Raw genomic sequence first — 18,507 nt, forward strand, 5'->3', positions numbered from 1 at the left:
GCGCCTTTATTTAAAGTATTTTTTTGTAAAGTACATTCGTAAAGAAATGTATTTGCTCAGCAATCAATAAGAATCTCTCAGTTCCAAACTTTGGATCAATGTTTGATAGCGAGCTTCATCGTTACGCTTTAAATATTTCAACAGCTTACGACGCTTATTAACAAGTTCTTGCAGTCCACGTCGAGAATGAAAATCTTTTTTGTGTTCTTTAAAGTGCTCAGTTAAATATTTAATACGACCAGTAATAATAGAAACCTGAACTTCAGGCGAACCAGTATCTTTATCGGAACGCTTGTATTCTTTAACAATTGCTGCTTTATCTGCGCTGCTTAGCGACATTATACACTCCCGGAACTACTAAGTATTCATTTAAAGGCGAACATTCTACCAAGGCATGTCCAACGAAACAAGTACTGAAAATTATTTTTGTGCAAAAAATTTCATATTTTACGTGCTCACACCTTTCTTATGTGAAAATGATCAAAAAGAAAGTAATCGTTTCGCTTTAATATCACCCTGGATATTTCGTTCACCTAACCCAATAAACTGTGCTTTCTCGTCATAAAGACGAACACAATCTGCTTTTTCTACATCTATTTTATTTGTTACTACTCTACCTTGACGAATGCTAATAATTTCATCATTCAGAAGAGTCACTTTCTCCAAATGACTGACGGCTCTATCCATAGGAATCAAGCAAGCTGTTCGTTCGGAACTAGACATTGCCTCTAATTCATCTAGAGAATACATAGGCATATTCTCTAAGCCTGAGGTATAAACCCGATGTAAGCGAGTTACATGAGCCCCAACACCTAAAACATCGCCAATATCTTCAACCAAATTGCGAATATAAGTTCCCTTACTGCAGGTTACTGTTAATGAAAATCGAGTACCGTCAAATGCATCAAGTTGCAAAGTACGAATCAGAATCTCACGTGCCTTCCTCTCAATGTGGATCCCTTCTCTAGCCAAACGATAAAGAGGTGTTCCATTATGTTTTAAAGCGGAAAACATGGAGGGAATCTGCTGTATATGACCTGTATGTTCTTTTAATACATCAAGCAAATTTGTCTCAGAAACTGTAAATCCTTCAACACGAGCAATTATTTCACCTGTTGCATCAGAAGTATTCGTTTTAATACCTAACAAACCCGTAGTTTGATAACACTTATCTGCATCAAGCAAAAATTGACATACTTTTGTGGCTTCGCCGAAGCAAAGAGGCAACATACCTGTAGCGAGCGGGTCTAAACTTCCAGTGTGACCAGCTTTCTTTGCGCCTAACAACCTTTTTGCTTTCTGCAACGCCGTGTTGGAAGTCATTCCCTCTGATTTATTTAGTAATAAAATTCCATCTAATGCTAAAAGATCAATTGCTTTCATTATCATCGGAAACTGGCGGATTTACTTCATCAATGAGACGACTTAAACGTTGCCCATATTCTATTGACTCATCATATACGAAATGAAGCTGAGGAACTGTACGTAAAGTAATACTTCGTGCCAAAGCGCTACGCAAATAGCTCGCAGCAGCATTTAAAATAGTCGCTGCAGTTTCTTTATCATCATTCAGCACAGTAAAATATACCTTAGCATGGCCCAAATCAGCAGCAACTTTTACAGCAGATATAGTGACGAACCCGGTTAAGCGCGGATCTTTTACTTCCATAGGTATTATCTGCGCTAACTTTCGCTGAATCATCTCAGCGACTCGATCTGTACGTTTAAAATTATGACCCATCTTTATAAATCACGCTTAATTTCAACTGTTTCATATACTTCAATTAGGTCGCCTGGTTTAACATCATTGTAATTTTTAACTCCAATTCCACATTCAAACCCTTGGCGAACCTCAACCACATCATCTTTAAATCTTCGTAGTGATTCCAAAGTTCCCTCATAGATAACCACATTGGCACGCAGGACACGAATAGGATTATTACGTTTAATAACTCCTTCGACAACCATACAACCTGCAATCGCGCCAATTTTAGGTGATTTAAATACATCACGAACTTCAGCAATACCAATAATTTCTTCTTTAAATTGCGGAGCAAGCATACCCGTTAAAGCGCCTTTAATCTGATCTACAATGTCGTAGATGACGCTATAATAATGCAGCTGCACTGACTCATGCTCTGCCAATTTCTTAGCGCTGCTATCAGCTCTTACGTTAAAGCCTACCAAAATAGCATTAGATGCTATGGCCAAGTGTACATCGGACTCAGTAATACCACCCACACCGCTTGAAATAACTTCAACTTTAACTTCATCAGTCGATAACTTCACTAAAGCATCTGAAATTGCTTCTAAAGAACCTTGAACGTCTGCTTTAAGTACCACATTAAGTACTTTAGATTCTCCAGCTGCCATATTTTCCATGATGCCTTCAATGGTGGATTTCTGGCGTCTGGCAAGTTTCACATCTCGGAATTTACCTTGACGGAACAAAGCAACCTCTCTTGCTTTTTTCTCATCAGGAACAACAACCGCTTCATCTCCGGCATGAGGAATAGCTGATAAGCCAAGTACTTCAACTGGAATTGATGGGCCTGCAAAATCAACCAGATCACCATTATCACCAACCAAAGCACGTACGCGACCATACTGGAACCCAGCAAGTAAGATATCGCCTTTATGTAGTGTTCCACTTTGTACTAATACAGTAGCTACAGGACCTCTTCCTTTATCCAAACGCGACTCGATAACTACACCTTTCGCAGCACCGTCAGTTACTGCGGTTAACTCTAAAACCTCAGATTGAAGTAAAATTGCATCGAGAAGCTCATCAATACCCATGCCTGACTTAGCCGAGATATTGATAAACATAGTATCTCCACCCCAAGCTTCTGGAATTACTTCATGTGTCGTTAATTCATTCATGACACGATCAGGATCTGCATCGGGCTTATCCATTTTATTAATTGCAACAATAATTGGCACTTTCGCTGCCTTGGCATGTTGAATTGCTTCTACAGTTTGTGGTTTAACCCCATCATCTGCAGCAACGATCAACACCACGATATCAGTGACCTTCGCACCACGCGCTCTCATTGCGGTAAACGCAGCGTGACCTGGAGTATCTAAGAATGTAATCTCGCCTTTAGGAGTACTAACATGATAAGCACCGATATGCTGGGTAATACCACCTGCTTCTCCAATAGCAACTTTGGTTCGACGAATGTAATCAAGTAACGAAGTCTTACCATGATCTACGTGCCCCATAATCGTGACAACAGGCGCTCTAGATTCTGTACGACTACCCTTATTAATCGACTCGCCTAATCCTACTTCAATTGCATCTTCTTTAATAATACGTGCCTTATGGCCCATTTCTTCAACAACAATAACGGCGGTTTCTTGATCGATAACCTGGTTAATGGTTGCCATTGCTCCAAGAGTCATCATTACCTTAATTACTTCAGCAGCTTTAACAGACATTCTTTTTGCTAATTCAGCGACCGTAATCGTTTCAGGTATTAAAACTTCTTTTACTACAGGAGCAGTTGGCAATGCAAAACCATGTGTTAGAGACTCTTCAGCTTCTTTAAGCTTATCTGATTTCTCTATACCCTTACGCTTTTTAAATTTGCTACGCCCACCACGTCTATGGCCTTCTTGATCTTCTTCGTCACGATCATAAGAAGTTTGTTGATATTTGGGTTTTTTCTTAACTTTTCTAAAGTCTCCAGCATCCGATTCAATTGTTTGCTCTACATGTTTCTTTTTAGGTTGCTTTTCCAATTTATGCTCTTCTTTTATGGAAATCTCTTCCATAACTTCAATTGCACTTGTACTTTCAGGAACTTCTGTTGCTAAGCTTTCAGGGGCTTCCTCAGTTTTTTCATCCTGTGGATTGGCTTCGACTTCAGACTCTTGATTTTCTACTATTATTTCAGAAGGTTCAGCGATTTGCTCCACTGATTCAGTAGGTGTTTCAGATACCTGTTGGATCTCTGAAGCAACTTCCGCAGAATGCTGATCAGGAATGTCCTGATTTTCTTCAGATAGAATAGGTTCTTCAGCATCAGGCAACTCTACTATTGGGGTACGTTTTACAAAAACTTTTTTCTTACGTACCTCAACACTTACAGTTTTGCCACTATGAGCATCATGGCCAACGGTGACTTGCGATAAGCTTTTTCGCCTTAAAGTAATTCGTTCAGGCGAAACATTCACATCACGCAGAGAGGTTCTCTTCAAATGATTGAGTAGGATCCGCTTTTGCTCTTCATTCACAGTCTGTTGGTCATCAGTAAAAGACAACCCTGCTTCCTGTAACTGGTTCAATAAGCGTTCAACCGGAATACCAACGACTTGAGCTAATTGTTTAACCGTCACATCCGCCATATTTTAATCCCCTTTCAGCAGTTATATACTTTATCTGAAGATAACTGCGTATTTGCACTACATTAATTTATAATAAATCCATAGTCTTATAAAAACCATGGTTCTCTGGCCTTCATAATTAAAGCACCGGCCTTTTCTTCAGTCATTCCTTCAATTTCTAACAGCTCATCTACAGATTGCTCAGCTAAATCTTCCATGGAAGTAATTCCTTTTGCAGCTAATTTGTTAGCTAACTCTTCGGTCATCCCTTCCATTGAGAGTAATGTTTCATCAGGTGAACCAGATAGCCCTTTGCCTGAAGAAAGAGCCATTGTGAGTAATTTATCGTTTGCTCTATTTCGTAGTTCTTCAACAATTTCTTCGTCAAATTCCTCGATAGCCAGTAATTCTTCTTTGGGAACATAAGCAATTTCTTCTAGAGAAGAAAAACCATGCGCTACGAGTAATGTAGCAATTTCTTCATCAATTTCCAGTGCAGAAGTAAATAACTTAACAATTTTACTAGATTCTTCCAAATTCTTATTTTCGAACTCATCTGTAGTCATAACATTCAATGTCCAGCCAGTTAATTGACTTGCTAAACGAACGTTTTGACCATTGCGACCAATTGCCTGGGATAATTGATCTTTTTCTACAGCTAAATCCATAGTATGACTGTCTTCATCTACAACAATAGAAGAAATTTCTGCAGGAGCCATGGCATTAATCACCAATTGAGGTGGATTATCGTCCCATAAAATAATATCCACACGCTCACCACCAAGTTCGCTAGAAACAGCTTGAACCCGAGCGCCGCGCATACCAACACAAGCCCCAACAGGATCAATTCGTCCATCATTGGTTTTGACTGCAATTTTGGCCCTATTACCAGGATCTCGTGCCGCAGCTTTCACTTCAATCACATTCTCACCAATTTCAGGTACCTCAATACGGAACAGTTCGATGAGCATTTCATTACGAGTACGGCTTACAAAAAGTTGTGGTCCACGTGCTTGCGGAGTGATTTCATATAAATAAGCACGGACTCTATCATTCGGGCGAAACATTTCATGTGGAAGCATTTCTGTACGGGGCAAGAAGGCTTCTGCTTTCCCACCTAAGTCAATTATAATATTATCACGGGTAACTTTCTTAACAGTTCCATAAATTAATTGACCTAACTTGCTTCGGAATTGATCAATTACTAGCTCACGTTCCGCTTCTCTAACCTTTTGCATAATCACTTGGCGAGCTGCTTGTGCCTCAATTCTTCCAAATTCAATTGAAGGAATTGACTCTTCTATACGATCATTAATTTTTGCAGCTGGGTTGCGTTCTTTTGCTTGTTCAACAGTTAATTGGCGATCTGGATGCTCTATCTCATCTTCATTGACTACATCCCAATATCTAAACGTTTCATAGTCGCCTGTGCGGGAATCTAATTTTATTCGTACCCCTATATCTAAACCAAAGATCTTGCGAGTTGCGGACTCCAATGCAGCCTGAATGGCAAGTATAATAACATCTTTACTTACACCTCTTTCGTTTGATAACGCCTCTGCAACCAGTAACAATTCTTTGCTCATTGTTCGCCTCTCTATACTGTCAAACTTGCTTTCACAATATTTGAAAAAAGTAATTCTTGATCTTTATTATTTATTTTAAGTACTAAAGTTTCCTCAGATGCTGAGACAATAGTACCAAGTAATTTACGCTTACCCTCAATTGGCTTAAAAGTTTTTACTTGTACTTCATGGCCTATGTAACGCTGATATTGCCAATTTTTAAATAAAGGTCTTGGTATACCTGGTGATGATACTTCCAAGCTATAATTTCCTGAAATTGGATCTTCAACATCAAGCAAAGCACTGACTTGATGACTTACTGCTTCGCAGTCTTCAATCCCTATTCCATCAGCCTTATCAATGTATATGCGCAATAACGAATGCTTACCCTGTGAAAGATATTCACATCCCCAAAGCTCATAGCCCATGTCATTAAGTGTCGGAGCTAATAAATGTTCCAATTCATCTTGTATCATAGTATTAACAAACTAAAAAGGGCACGGATGCCTAATACAAATACGGTACAGTAACCTAAGTTCGGGCAAGAGCTGAAACTCTGAAAGTGATTTCTATAAAACAATTAATTCCGAGCGCGATCTTTGCTTCACTGGCTACTACTATCTTTAGTGCAGTTACAAATTATACATAATAAAAAACCCCATAAATGGGGTTCTTAATAAGTGGTAGCGGGGGCAGGATTTGAACCTACGACCTTCGGGTTATGAGCCCGACGAGCTACCAGGCTGCTCCACCCCGCGTCAACTGATGGCAAGTATACTGAGAGTCAGTACGCTTAGCAAGTACTTTCGCTTAAGAATATAAATAAATATGTATTCTGCATAAGAAAAATGGGTGATTTTCTAGTGCAGAACAAAGATTAATCTATCTTAGGAACCGAAAGCATTCATACACGCTACAATTAAGGCACCTGGAAATATACCTAAATACAGTAACGATAAGCAATTAAGAGAAAGTACTATGACATTTCCCTTATTCATAACAACTGGGTCAACATGTGTTGGTGCATCAAAATACATGATTTTAACAATTCTTAAATAGTAATAAGCGCCAATCACTGTAAACAATAAGCCCAGCACGGCAACCCACATCATTTGAGCATCAACTAAGGCCTTTAGTACAAGCAATTTAGTAAAGAAACCAACTGTAGGCGGAACACCCGCGAGAGAAAACATAATGATTAGCATCAAAAATGCGAGCCAGGGATTTCTTTTGTTAAGCCCTTTTAAATCATCAATGCTATCTATTTCCATCCCATGGTTGGACATTAGCACAATTAAACCAAAGCCTGCGGCTGAGGTTATTGAATAGACGAGAATATAATAAAGCGCTGCAGAGTATCCCGAAGCGGTCGCCGCTAAAACACCAAATAAAGCATATCCAATATGCGATATTGCAGAATAAGCTAATAACCGTTTAACACTGGTCTGTACTACTGCAAATAAATTCCCCAAACCAGTAGAAAGTAAAGTCATCACCAATAAAATATGTTGCCACTGCGAACTAACATCGACGAGGCCAATAGTCAGTAATCTAAATGCCATTCCTAAGGCAGCAACTTTTGGTGCAGCACTAATGAATAAAGTAACTGAAGTTGGTGCTCCCTGGTATACATCAGGTGCCCACATATGGAAAGGTACGGCTGCTAATTTAAATGCTACTCCACATAGGATAAAAACCATAGCAAATGCGAGTAGCGTACTTTGCTGTTGCCAGTTCGCAGCTATGACATTGGCCACTTCGAGTAAATCTAATTTTCCAGTTGCTCCATAAATTAGAGAAATACCATATAAAAGCATGGCAGAAGCAATTGAACCCATCACAAAGTATTTCATTGCTGCCTCAGAAGCATCACTATCAGTTCTACGAATAGCAGTCATAGCATATAAAGGTAGTGACAATAATTCTAAGCCAAGGAAAATTGTAAGTAGTGAATGTGCTGAAACAAGAAGCATCATTCCTAAAGTAGAAAATAATCCTAAAATATAGTAATCACCTGAAGGCATTTGACGCTCATCTATATAATTTTTTGAATAGATAAAGCTAAGCAGCACAGTAATGTATATAAAGAATTTCATTAAATTGGCTACATCATCACTAATGAATAAACCATTGAGTGTAATAACCTTATACATACCAATATAAAGAAAACTTACAACAGCAGCTAAAACTAAACCGAAACAGGAGATAAAATAAGAAATTGATTTATAGCGATGCCGTAAAAATAGGTCAGCAAGCAATGCAATGCATGCGGTGGCGAGCACAATCATTTCCGGAATGGCTACATGGATATTTTCAAGTAATGCTGTCATATTGATTAACCTTGATTACAATTTTGATTGACTTGCTAATGCTAGAGTATGGCTTACTGTTTGATGAATGTACTCTAAGAACGGCTTAGGATATACACCCATAGCGATCACCATCAAAGCAAGTAAAATATAAGCACTTAACTCATAGCCCGAAAGATCTTTTAGTTCCGCAACTTTTTCATTTGCTATAGGTCCAAAAATTACTCGTTTATACATCCAAAGATTATAACCTGCTGCGGTTATAAGTGTGGTAGCAGCCCAAAATGTCACCCAAAAACCGGCTTTAAGTGATCCAAGAATGACCATGAACTCACCAACAAAACCTGAAGTACCTGGTAAGCCAGCATTCGCCATGCAGAAAAGCATGAAGAATGATGCAAAAACAGGCATTGTATTCACTATCCCACCAAAATCAGCTAAACGACGGGTATGCATACGGTCATAGATATAACCCACACCGGCGAAAAGTGCACTTGAGACAAAAGCGTGCGAAATCATAACTACAATAGCACCTTCTAAGATTAGGCCAGCGGCGCTTAATCCTGATTGTTTTGCAATAGCAAAGATGGCAAAACAACCTAATGTCACAAATCCCATATGTGAAATTGAAGAGTAAGCAATTAAACGTTTCATATCTTTTTGAATAATTGCGACTAAAGCAATATAAACAACTGCAATTAAAGATAAGGCAATCATAATCCCGGCATAACGACTACATGCATCCGGAACTATGGGTAAGGAGAAACGGATAAACCCGTACGCTCCAAGCTTTAGTAAAATTGCTGCTAATACAACTGAGCCACCAGCTGGAGCCTCAGTATGTGCATCAGGCAACCAAGTATGGACTGGAAACATCGGAATCTTAATTGCAAAACCGAGGAAAAATGCGATAAAGATCAATGTTTGTGCTGTCATGCTCAGTTTAATGGCATAAAAAGCTTCAATACTAAATGTACCTGCAATGTAGCCCATGTATAAAAAGCTAGCTAACATGAGTACTGAACCTAAAAAGGTATATAAGAAGAATTTAATCGCTGCATAAACACGATTATCTGATCCCCAAATACCAATAATTAGGTACATGGGAATTAGCGTGGCTTCCCAGAAGATATAAAATAAAATGGCATCTAAGGCCGAGAAAACTCCAACTAATAGTCCCTGCATGATCAAAAATGCAGCTAAATACTGAGAGACTCTGTTAGTAATACTTTCCCAAGTTGCTAAGATCACCACTAAATTCGTAAAAATGCTAAGCACAATTAGGAGTAACGACATACCATCGATACCTAAGCTATAGCTAATGCCTAGTGACGGCATCCATGAAAATTCCTCCAAATATTGCATTCCTAGAACTTTAGGATCGAAGCCTGCAACAAGAGGGATACAAAGTAGTAAACAAAGTATTACCGTAAATAATGCCAAATAACGCGAAATATTCGGGCTACGATCATCTCCAGAGAGAAGAACAAAAACACCGCCTATTACTGGCAACCAAATTAGTAAATTGAGCAAATAATGCATACCTTCACCCTATATTCAGCCGAGTATCAACCAGCATAAAAATCCAAGCAATCCAAAAATCATTACTGTAGCATAATGATACAGATAACCACTTTGTATAGCGCGACCTTTAGCTGATAACCATCTAACTAGTCGACTGCTGCCATTCACAACCATTCCATCGATCAACTTTTGATCACCCACACTGTAAAATACAGTTCCTATACCCTTAGAGCCTTTTACAAAAACTATATTGTTAAACGCATCAAAGCCGTATTTATTGACGAGTATTTTATAAATGAGTGAAAAACGTCGTGCCAAATAGCCTGGAATTGATGGAACAGCTATATAACAAATCCAAGCAATCGCAATTCCTGCCAAAGTAATCCAGAACGTAAGCGAGTAGACTGAATGCAACATACTTGCAAAAGGAGACGTAATTTCATGTGCAAGCTCTGCCAATACATTATGCTGAGGAAGAACAAATAAAGAAGGACTTAAAATAGTTGGATTATCAAAAAGCATAGGCATGTACAATACGTAGCCTAATATAATTGAAGGAATAGCAAGGAGAACGAGTGGCAACCAAACTACCCATGGCGACTCATGAATATGGCTTAGAGTATGTTCGTCCATGCGAGGCTTTCCATGGAACGTCATAAACAAAGATCTAAAGGTATACATGGCAGTGACACCAGCTCCAAGAACTACACAGAAATAGGAATAACCACTTCCAGGGATCTGTGACAATTGGACCGCTTCGATTATTGTATCTTTTGAATAAAACCCTGCGAGCGGAGGAATAGCACAAAGAGCTAAAGATCCAATTACAAACGTTATATAAGTAATGGGCATTTTATTCCATAAGCCACCCATTTTTCGCATGTCTTGTTCATGATGCATTCCGATAATTACAGAACCAGCCCCTAAGAATAAGAGGGCTTTAAAACATGCATGAGTCAGAAGATGAAACATGCCTGCACTATAAGCTGATGCACCCATCCCAACCATCATATATCCCAATTGAGACAATGTTGAATAGGCGACAACCCGTTTAATATCGTTCATTGTGAGTGCTAAAATTCCTGTAAAGAGTGCACCTGTTGCACCAATCACAAGAACTACACTTAATGCTGTTGTGGAAAATTCGATTAGAGGTGAAATACGTGCAATCATAAATACCCCAGCGGTAACCATGGTTGCAGCATGAATCAATGCAGAAATAGGTGTCGGACCTTCCATTGATTCAGGTAACCACACATGTAACGGTACTTGTGCCGACTTACCCATGGCACCAACATATAGGGCTAAACAAATTACTGTAACTAAAGACCAAGGATGACCTTGAAATAGTTCAATATTTTGGGTTGTAAGATAGTTAACGCTTTTGAACACAGTTTCGTAATCAATACTACCCGTGTAGGCAAAAACCAATGCAATACCTATTAGAAAACCAAAGTCACCTACGCGGTTGACAATAAATGCTTTAAGGCTACCTTCAATAGCTGATTCTTTTTGATACCAGAAACCGATAAGTAAATAAGAAACAAGACCTACGCCTTCCCAGCCAAAAAATAATTGTAAGAAATTATTGGCACTTACTAACATCAGCATCATAAAAGTAAACAAGGAAATGTAGCTAAAAAAACGTTGGTATCCATCGTCATCAGCCATATATCCAATACTATAAATATGCACCAATAGAGAGACGAAATTAACAGTCACTAGCATCACGGCACTTAAAGGATCAATCAGAAAACCGATATTAAATTCAAACGGAAGAATTAATCCACCAGTTGCCCAATGGTAAAGCACCGTACTCTCAGTGGGCATGGCGCCAGAAAAGACTTGCCAAGCTACATACAGCGAGGCAACAAAAGATATTGCAACGCCTAAAATAGTGGCTGAATGTGCCCCGACTCGTCCTATTTGATTACGGAAAAAACCAGCAATTATGGAGCCAGCCAAGGGAGTTAAAACGATTATTAGACAAAGTTGTTGAATACTCACAATGTTAACCTTTTAAATGATTCATCTTATCTACGTCAATGTTACCTCTATTTCTGAAAAGCAACATCACTATGGCTAATCCTATTGCTGCTTCTGCCGCAGCAACCGTTAAAATAAAAAAGACATAAACTTGACCGCTAATTTCGTTATAATAATGTGAAAATGCGATAAAATTTGTATTCACTGCAAGTAACATCAATTCGATACAGACCAGCAATAAAATGATATTTCGACGATTCATCATTATGCCAATAAGACCAAAACCGAATAAAATGGCCCCCAGAATTAAGTAATTATTAACAGGTATCATTTAGAATTCCCCAACCTTATTTTTCTGCTTTCATATTAATTAATTCAACCCGATCATTTCTACGTGTCAGGATCTGTTGTTTGATATCCTGTCTTTTCGATTTTCTGGGACCTCTATGTACTAAGGTAATTGCTGAAATAATTGCAATTAATAACAGCACTGCTGCAATTTCAAAAGCCAGTAAATAATCTGTATATAGAACCATACCTAAAGCTTCAGTATTAGACCGAGGTGCATCAGGATTGTTTTGGTTTCCATCCATTAACTGTGTACTAATTACAGTATTGCTTTGGGTCTCAACATTCGACTTAAAAGTACCTGCTGGAATAGATACCATTAAAAGACCGGTTAACAGAGCAACAAGAATTAAACCAAATGGTAAATAACGACGGTAATGATTTTTAACCACTTCCACATCAATGTTAAGCATCATTACGACGAACAGGAACAGTGTCATTACCGCACCCACGTACACCAGTACCAAAATTAGTGCAAGAAACTCAGCTTCTGCAAGGATCCATAATCCTGCGCTTGCAATGAAGGTAAGTACAAGAAATAAGACGCTGCGTACGGGATTATCTTGAACAATAACCATAAAGGCAGCACCAACGGCTATTGCCGCAAAAATATAAAAAATAGTTTGAACTAATAATTCATGCATGCTGCACCCCGTTATCGGTATTTTTCATCAGCAGCTCTATCTGCTGCAAGTTTAGGCTCCAATAAATCACCAAGGGCAAGGAGCTTTTCTTTCGTCATAATATTTTGACCGCGTTCACTGATATGATAATGATGCACCGGTGTTACTACGATGGAATCTACAGGGCATGATTCTTCACATAAGCCGCAATTAATGCATTTAAATACATCAATATCATATCTCGTTGTGCGACGAGATCCATCTTCACGTGGTTCTGATTCGATGGTTATAGCAAGTGCAGGACAAACTGCTTCACATAATTTGCAAGCAATGCAACGTTCTTCACCATTTGGATAACGTCGCAAAGCAAGTGCTCCTCTAAAACGAGGTGAAATTGGAGTCTGTTCTTCAGGAAACTGTACAGTTATTTTTTTCTTAAAAAAATATTTACCAGTTAACTTTAAACCCTGCAATAATTCTATAAAAAGAAAACTGCGTACGTAGTATCTAATAAATTGATATGCTTTTTTCATCGGCTTCTCTATTAATCATTAAAACCAAGGTTTAACATGTGTAACAACCATTAGCGCAGTTACAATAATCCAAACAATGGTGACCGGAATAAGTACCTTCCAACCTAAACGCATAAGCTGGTCATAACGATAACGAGGAAAAGTGGCTCTTATCCATAAATATACATATAGGAAAAAGCAGACTTTCACGATTAACCAAACAAACCCGGGTACAATAAAAAATATATTTTCTAAAAATGGAATACCTTCAAATGGCGACATCCACCCACCCAGAAACAGGATACTGAGCAGTATAGAGATAAGAATCATACTCGCATATTCTGATAAGAAAAATAATGCGAAGCCTATTCCTGAATATTCCACATGGAAGCCAGCAACAATCTCGGATTCCCCTTCGGCCAAGTCGAATGGTGCTCGGTTGGTTTCAGCAATGCCTGCAATCCAAAATACGAAAAACAGAGGAAGGAGAGGAACAAACCACCAATGTAAAATTCCGCCTCTTTGTGAGTTCACAATCTCTGTAAGGTTCATACTTCCAGCAGCCAACAGCACTCCCACCAACGCAAACCCCATTGCAATTTCATAGGATACGGTTTGTGCTGTACTTCTTAATGCACCAAACATTGCGTATTTGGAGTTGGATGCCCATCCTGCGATGAGCACTCCATAAACTCCAAGAGAACTCATTGCAAAAATATAAAGAACCCCTGCATTAATGTTTGCTAAAACCATTCCTTCCTGAAAAGGAATTACCGCCCAGCCTGCCAAAGCAGGAACTAAAGCGAATAACGGAGCAGCTATAAAAAGGTATTTATTCGAGCGGGTAGGGATAATAATTTCTTTAGTAATTAGTTTAATCAAATCCGCTATAGGTTGAAGCAACCCGCGTACACCCACACGGTTGGGTCCTATACGGACTTGTATATATCCAATAACTTTACGCTCTGCATAGATTAAATATGCAACACATAATAGTAATGGGACTACGATTACTAATATTTTAATGATGACCCAAATTAATATGCTAATATCTTGCAGCATTTTTTTACCTGCCTAGCGCTTAATAGTTATTGCAGCAAATGAATGGCCCAAATCCACGGTTTCAGGCATCGCGTTTGCTACCCATACAACATCTGCCGCAATGCGTTCATCACGTTTAAGCGGCAATGTTATCTCAATATCTCCCTGAGATACAGTAGCAACATCTTCTAATTTCAATCGATCAGCTGTTGTAGGATTAATACGTATACATGCTACTTCCGCCGCAGCGCATAATTGTAACTCTTTGGCATTCCTAACAATTGCATCGCTACGATAAAGTGGCCACTCACCAACACGAATTAATGATTGATTAATTAGAGGCAGGCTCTCAGGATAATAAGGCTTATATTCTTGCTCCATAGTGATTGCAACACTATTTTTAATTTCTGACAGAATATCTTCAGTCGATAAATATTCAAAACCTTCACAATGCAGTAAATTAGCAAGAACCCTCAATACTTTCCAGGCTGGTCGAGCTTCTCCGTGAGGCGATAACGCGCCTTTTACTGTTTGCCATGTATTATCAACATTAATGTAGGTTCCTGACGTTTCAGCATATGGGGCTATTGGTAAAATCACATCTGCATAATCGAGCATTGACTCATGATTGAAAGCAGACATTAATACAACAAATTCTGCGCCGAGCATTGATTGTCTTGCACCATAAGGATTTGCAAAATCAAAACCAGGTTCTACTCCCATTAAGAAATATGCTTTGAGTTTGGCATTTAGAGCTGCTTGTACATCCATTCCTGGTGTTGAGTCTGATTTGCCTGCAGTTGTTCGATGCGGCACCATTCCTGCGATCCAAGCACCAGCAGAGTTTGCCCCATGAGTCAGGCGCAATACTTTAGCTCCACTTAATTTTTCAATATGGAACATTAAGGTACGTAATAAAGCTGCGTCAGGATGATTTTCACAAAGGGCACCAGTAATTAAACATGCTTTTTCTTCTTTTAATGCTTTGGCAACTCGTTGAGTTGCTTTATCCAACTCAAGACCTATTAATAATTTTTGCACTTCTGCGGGTAAAGTTTTAATGTCACTAGTCAGTGCTAAAGCAAGCTTGGCAAGTTGCATTGGCATTTCTAAAGGTGAAACAATGAAGCGCTCTTCAAGATCAAAACGATATTCAAAATCTACAGGATTTATAGCATAAATTTTTGCTCCATTACGGAACGCCTTACGAACCCGAACTCCTGCTAGAGGAACTTCACGATCAACATTACATCCGATCAGGACTATGGCATTTTGATGCTCTACTTCGGCATATGGCAAGGAACTTATAGGAGTAGTTGCTTGATTTTCTTGATCTCTAAAATCTACCTGTTGCAATCTGTGGTCGATATTATGGACACCAATTTCACGCATTAATTTTTGCAATAAATACAGCTCTTCTAATGTAGAAGAACTTGAGGCAAAAGCCGCAACTTGCTCAGCACCATTTTGCTTTATAACTCGAGCTAGCCCTTCTGCTGTAAATTTTAATGCAGTCTCCCAATCCACAACTTCCCATTGTCCATTGCGCTTAATCTGTGGTTGACTTGCTCTTAACGGACTATTTAATCCTAAATAGCTAAATCGATCTCTGTCAGCCAACCAGGTTTCGTTAATTGTTTCATTCTCTTTAGGAACAACACGCATTAACTGATTTCGACGTGTATGTAGATAGATATTTGAACCGAGGCAATCATGTGGTGCAACACCATCATGCTGGGTTAGTTCCCATGCTCTAGCGGTAAAGCGGTAGGGTTTTGAAGTTAATGCCCCAACCGGACATAAATCAATAATGTTACCGGATACTTCTGACTTCATGCTGTGTTGCACATACGTCCCAATTTGCATGTGCTCACCACGGCCAGTCGCACCTAACTCTCTCAGTCCAGCAATTTCTTCACCAAAGCGGACACAACGCGTACAATGAATACAACGGGTCATTTCAGTTGAAATCAGTGTACCTAAATTATCATCATCCACTGAACGTTTGTTTTCTGTATAGTGGGATTCATCTTCCCCATAACCCATGGATATGTCTTGTAATTCGCATTCTCCACCCTGATCGCAAATTGGACAGTCGAGCGGATGGTTAATAAGAAGGAATTCCATAACTACTTTTTGTGAATGTAGCGCTTCCTTCGATTTAGTAAATACCTTCATGCCGTTGGTAATTGGAGTTGCACAAGCAGGAACTGGCTTACGGCCATTTTCAACTTCAACTAAGCACATGCGACAGTTTGCCGCCACAGATAATTTTTTATGGTAACAAAAACGTGGGATATGAATCCCCGCTTCATCGGCAACTTCAATGATCATTTTGCCGTTTTCTGCTTCAAATGTTTTACCGTCGATTTCAATAGTAGTAGTCATGGGTCAAACCTTTTAATTATGCTGCGACGATTGAGCGTTTATGCTTCACGAAATATTCAAATTCATCGCGGAAATGCTTAACAAAACTTTGTACCGGCCAAGCAGCTGCTTCACCTAATGCACAAATAGTGCGTCCTTCGATATTGTTCGCAACATTGACTAGTTTCTCTACATCTCCAGGTTCACCATGGCCATCCTTGATGCGATGTAATAAACGGACTAACCAACCGGTACCCTCACGACATGGGGTACATTGTCCACAGGACTCATCCATATAAAACTCGGAAATGCGATATAGTGCATCAACCATACAGGTTGTCTCATCCATAATAATCACAGCCCCAGAACCTAATCCTGAACCTGCTTTTTGAATACTGTCATAATCCATATCAAGGCCCATCATTACCTCACCAGGTAAAACAGGCATTGAGGTACCTCCGGGAATTACTGCTTTAATTTTTCGACCTTTTGTAACCCCACCGGCTAATTCGAGAAGGGTTTTAAACGGTGTTCCCAAGGGAATTTCAAAATTTCCGGGCTTATTGACGTGACCACTTACACTAAAACATTTAGCCCCGCCATTATTAGGTTTGCCTATTTTTAAAAACCACTCGCCACCCTTTTCCATGATGACTGGAACAGAGGCAAAAGTCTCTGTATTATTTATTGTTGTAGGCTTCCCGTATAAACCATAGTTAGCAGGAAATGGGGGTTTAAATCTGGGTTGTCCTTTTTTTCCCTCAAGGGAATTAAGCAATGCAGTCTCTTCGCCACAAATATATGCACCAGCACCTAAATGATTATATAAATCGAAGTTAATGCCTGAACCTAAAATATTCTTACCCAACAAACCCGCCTCGTAAGCTTCTTTTAATGCGGCTTCTGTGCGCTCATAGGGCAACCAAAACTCGCCGCGAATGTAGTTATATCCCACAGTAGCACCCATGGTATATCCAGCAATTGCCATGCCTTCTATTAGTTGGTGTGGATTTAATGTAAGTATTTCTCGGTCCTTACACGTGCCTGGCTCACCTTCGTCCGAATTACAAACTACGTATTTTTGTACTGGAGTATTACGATTCATAAAACTCCATTTTAATCCAGTTGGGAATCCAGCTCCCCCTCGACCACGTAAGGCAGATGTTTTTAATTCATCAATTATTAATTGTGGAGAAGTTTGCTCTTTTAATATTTTTCTCCATGCACTATATCCACCAACACTTTCATAAGCAGATAGTGTCCAAGGCTCTGGTAGATGAAATGTTCGATAACAAACTTGATTTAATTCAACCACGGCAACCACCTCTATCTTTTATTGGTATTGTTCCAACACTTTATCTATAGATTCAGGAGTCAGATTCTCATGATAATCCTTGTCCACCTGCATCATTGGTGCATTAACACAAGCACCTAAACACTCAACGGATCGTAATGTAAAGCGCCCATCATCTGTGGTTTCACCTATTTTTATACCTAACTTTTTTTCCAAGTGTTCAACGACCGCAGCTGAATCACGCAGCATACAAGAAATATTGGTACATACATTTACAGAATGTCTGCCGATCTGTGTGTGTTCGTACATAGTATAGAAACTTGCAACCTCATATACTGAAATGGGAGGCATCTCAAGGTAATCAGCTACAGCATCCATTAATTCTGTAGTCAGGTGACCATGCTCTTCTTGGACTATTCGTAGCGCACTCATTACAGCTGATTGCTTTTGATCTTTTGGGTATTTTGCTATCCAATGATCGATGTCCTTTATTCTCTGAGCTGACACCAACTGATTTAATATTTTTGCTGAATTATCAGACATTTCTAAACCTTCATTAATTTAAATTGCAATTTTCTGGAATGTCATTTTAAAAATCATAAATTGACA

General features: G+C 39.1%; 15 protein-coding genes, 1 tRNA gene and 2 pseudogenes. All 18 read right to left on the reverse strand.

Going from position 1 to position 18,507, the window contains the following annotated elements:
• Positions 1-63: 63 nt before the first annotated feature.
• The 18 genes and pseudogenes from rpsO to nuoE all read right to left on the reverse strand — a co-directional run bounded on the left by rpsO (position 64) and on the right by nuoE (position 18,441).
• Positions 64-339 carry a 30S ribosomal protein S15 gene (gene rpsO / locus ACWTEW_RS08705; RefSeq protein WP_454781298.1) on the reverse strand — a complete coding sequence of 92 codons (276 nt, stop codon included), beginning with the start codon at positions 337-339 and terminating at the stop codon, positions 64-66.
• Positions 340-480: 141 nt separating this feature from the next.
• Positions 481-1,383, reverse strand: coding sequence for a tRNA pseudouridine(55) synthase TruB (gene truB, locus ACWTEW_RS08710; protein ID WP_454781299.1), 903 nt, complete (start codon positions 1,381-1,383; stop codon positions 481-483).
• A complete protein-coding gene (gene rbfA / locus ACWTEW_RS08715) occupies positions 1,370-1,741 on the reverse strand; it encodes a 30S ribosome-binding factor RbfA (protein ID WP_454781300.1) in 372 nt (123 codons plus the stop codon). The genes truB and rbfA overlap by 14 nt, the downstream gene beginning before the upstream one ends.
• 2 nt (positions 1,742-1,743) lie before the next feature.
• A pseudogene (gene infB / locus ACWTEW_RS08720) lies at positions 1,744-3,765 on the reverse strand (translation initiation factor IF-2); the annotation flags it as partial.
• A gap of 275 nt (positions 3,766-4,040) precedes the next feature.
• Positions 4,041-4,350 (reverse strand): annotated as a pseudogene (locus tag ACWTEW_RS08725) (translation initiation factor IF-2 associated domain-containing protein); the annotation flags it as partial.
• Between the two features lie 86 nt (positions 4,351-4,436).
• Positions 4,437-5,915, reverse strand: a complete 1,479-nt coding sequence (nusA, locus tag ACWTEW_RS08730) for a transcription termination factor NusA (protein ID WP_454781301.1) — start codon at positions 5,913-5,915, stop codon at positions 4,437-4,439.
• Positions 5,916-5,926: 11 nt separating this feature from the next.
• A complete protein-coding gene (gene rimP / locus ACWTEW_RS08735) occupies positions 5,927-6,370 on the reverse strand; it encodes a ribosome maturation factor RimP (protein WP_454781302.1) in 444 nt (147 codons plus the stop codon).
• 205 nt (positions 6,371-6,575) lie between these two features.
• A tRNA-Met gene (locus tag ACWTEW_RS08740) sits at positions 6,576-6,652 on the reverse strand.
• A gap of 129 nt (positions 6,653-6,781) precedes the next feature.
• Positions 6,782-8,224: an NADH-quinone oxidoreductase subunit NuoN gene (gene nuoN / locus ACWTEW_RS08745; protein ID WP_454781303.1), complete on the reverse strand. Its 1,443-nt coding sequence runs from the start codon at positions 8,222-8,224 to the stop codon at positions 6,782-6,784.
• 15 nt (positions 8,225-8,239) lie between these two features.
• Positions 8,240-9,745, reverse strand: coding sequence for a complex I subunit 4 family protein (locus ACWTEW_RS08750; RefSeq protein WP_454781304.1), 1,506 nt, complete (start codon positions 9,743-9,745; stop codon positions 8,240-8,242).
• A gap of 15 nt (positions 9,746-9,760) precedes the next feature.
• Positions 9,761-11,734, reverse strand: coding sequence for an NADH-quinone oxidoreductase subunit L (nuoL, locus tag ACWTEW_RS08755; protein WP_454781305.1), 1,974 nt, complete (start codon positions 11,732-11,734; stop codon positions 9,761-9,763).
• A 4-nt stretch (positions 11,735-11,738) separates the two neighbouring features.
• A complete protein-coding gene (gene nuoK / locus ACWTEW_RS08760) occupies positions 11,739-12,044 on the reverse strand; it encodes an NADH-quinone oxidoreductase subunit NuoK (RefSeq protein ID WP_058476995.1) in 306 nt (101 codons plus the stop codon).
• Between the two features lie 16 nt (positions 12,045-12,060).
• The gene (locus ACWTEW_RS08765; RefSeq protein ID WP_454781306.1) at positions 12,061-12,705 is read right to left on the reverse strand and encodes an NADH-quinone oxidoreductase subunit J; all 645 of its coding nucleotides are present in this window, start codon (positions 12,703-12,705) and stop codon (positions 12,061-12,063) included.
• 11 nt (positions 12,706-12,716) lie between these two features.
• Entirely contained in the window at positions 12,717-13,217 is a 501-nt protein-coding gene (gene nuoI, locus ACWTEW_RS08770) for an NADH-quinone oxidoreductase subunit NuoI (protein WP_454781307.1), read from the reverse strand.
• An 18-nt stretch (positions 13,218-13,235) separates the two neighbouring features.
• Entirely contained in the window at positions 13,236-14,258 is a 1,023-nt protein-coding gene (gene nuoH / locus ACWTEW_RS08775; RefSeq protein WP_454781308.1) for an NADH-quinone oxidoreductase subunit NuoH, read from the reverse strand.
• Between the two features lie 12 nt (positions 14,259-14,270).
• The gene (nuoG, locus tag ACWTEW_RS08780) at positions 14,271-16,625 is read right to left on the reverse strand and encodes an NADH-quinone oxidoreductase subunit NuoG (RefSeq protein WP_454781309.1); all 2,355 of its coding nucleotides are present in this window, start codon (positions 16,623-16,625) and stop codon (positions 14,271-14,273) included.
• Positions 16,626-16,641: 16 nt separating this feature from the next.
• Positions 16,642-17,919 carry an NADH-quinone oxidoreductase subunit NuoF gene (gene nuoF / locus ACWTEW_RS08785; protein ID WP_454781310.1) on the reverse strand — a complete coding sequence of 426 codons (1,278 nt, stop codon included), beginning with the start codon at positions 17,917-17,919 and terminating at the stop codon, positions 16,642-16,644.
• Between the two features lie 18 nt (positions 17,920-17,937).
• Positions 17,938-18,441, reverse strand: a complete 504-nt coding sequence (gene nuoE / locus ACWTEW_RS08790; RefSeq protein WP_454781311.1) for an NADH-quinone oxidoreductase subunit NuoE — start codon at positions 18,439-18,441, stop codon at positions 17,938-17,940.
• Positions 18,442-18,507: the final 66 nt, after the last annotated feature.

It is taken from the genome of Legionella stuttgartensis (assembly GCF_977063405.2).

Bases quoted from the DNA above. Each gene is read 5' to 3' on its own strand.
- nuoK (WP_058476995.1), bottom strand. From the start codon at position 12,044: ATGATACCTGTTAATAATTACTTAATTCTGGGGGCCATTTTATTCGGT.
- nuoH (WP_454781308.1), bottom strand. From the start codon at position 14,258: ATGCTGCAAGATATTAGCATATTAATTTGGGTCATCATTAAAATATTA.
- rpsO (WP_454781298.1), bottom strand. From the start codon at position 339: ATGTCGCTAAGCAGCGCAGATAAAGCAGCAATTGTTAAAGAATACAAG.
- ACWTEW_RS08765 (WP_454781306.1), bottom strand. From the start codon at position 12,705: ATGCATGAATTATTAGTTCAAACTATTTTTTATATTTTTGCGGCAATA.
- nuoE (WP_454781311.1), bottom strand. From the start codon at position 18,441: ATGTCTGATAATTCAGCAAAAATATTAAATCAGTTGGTGTCAGCTCAG.
- nuoI (WP_454781307.1), bottom strand. From the start codon at position 13,217: ATGAAAAAAGCATATCAATTTATTAGATACTACGTACGCAGTTTTCTT.
- nuoN (WP_454781303.1), bottom strand. From the start codon at position 8,224: ATGACAGCATTACTTGAAAATATCCATGTAGCCATTCCGGAAATGATT.
- ACWTEW_RS08750 (WP_454781304.1), bottom strand. From the start codon at position 9,745: ATGCATTATTTGCTCAATTTACTAATTTGGTTGCCAGTAATAGGCGGT.
- nuoG (WP_454781309.1), bottom strand. From the start codon at position 16,625: ATGACTACTACTATTGAAATCGACGGTAAAACATTTGAAGCAGAAAAC.
- rimP (WP_454781302.1), bottom strand. From the start codon at position 6,370: ATGATACAAGATGAATTGGAACATTTATTAGCTCCGACACTTAATGAC.
- rbfA (WP_454781300.1), bottom strand. From the start codon at position 1,741: ATGGGTCATAATTTTAAACGTACAGATCGAGTCGCTGAGATGATTCAG.
- nusA (WP_454781301.1), bottom strand. From the start codon at position 5,915: ATGAGCAAAGAATTGTTACTGGTTGCAGAGGCGTTATCAAACGAAAGA.
- truB (WP_454781299.1), bottom strand. From the start codon at position 1,383: ATGAAAGCAATTGATCTTTTAGCATTAGATGGAATTTTATTACTAAAT.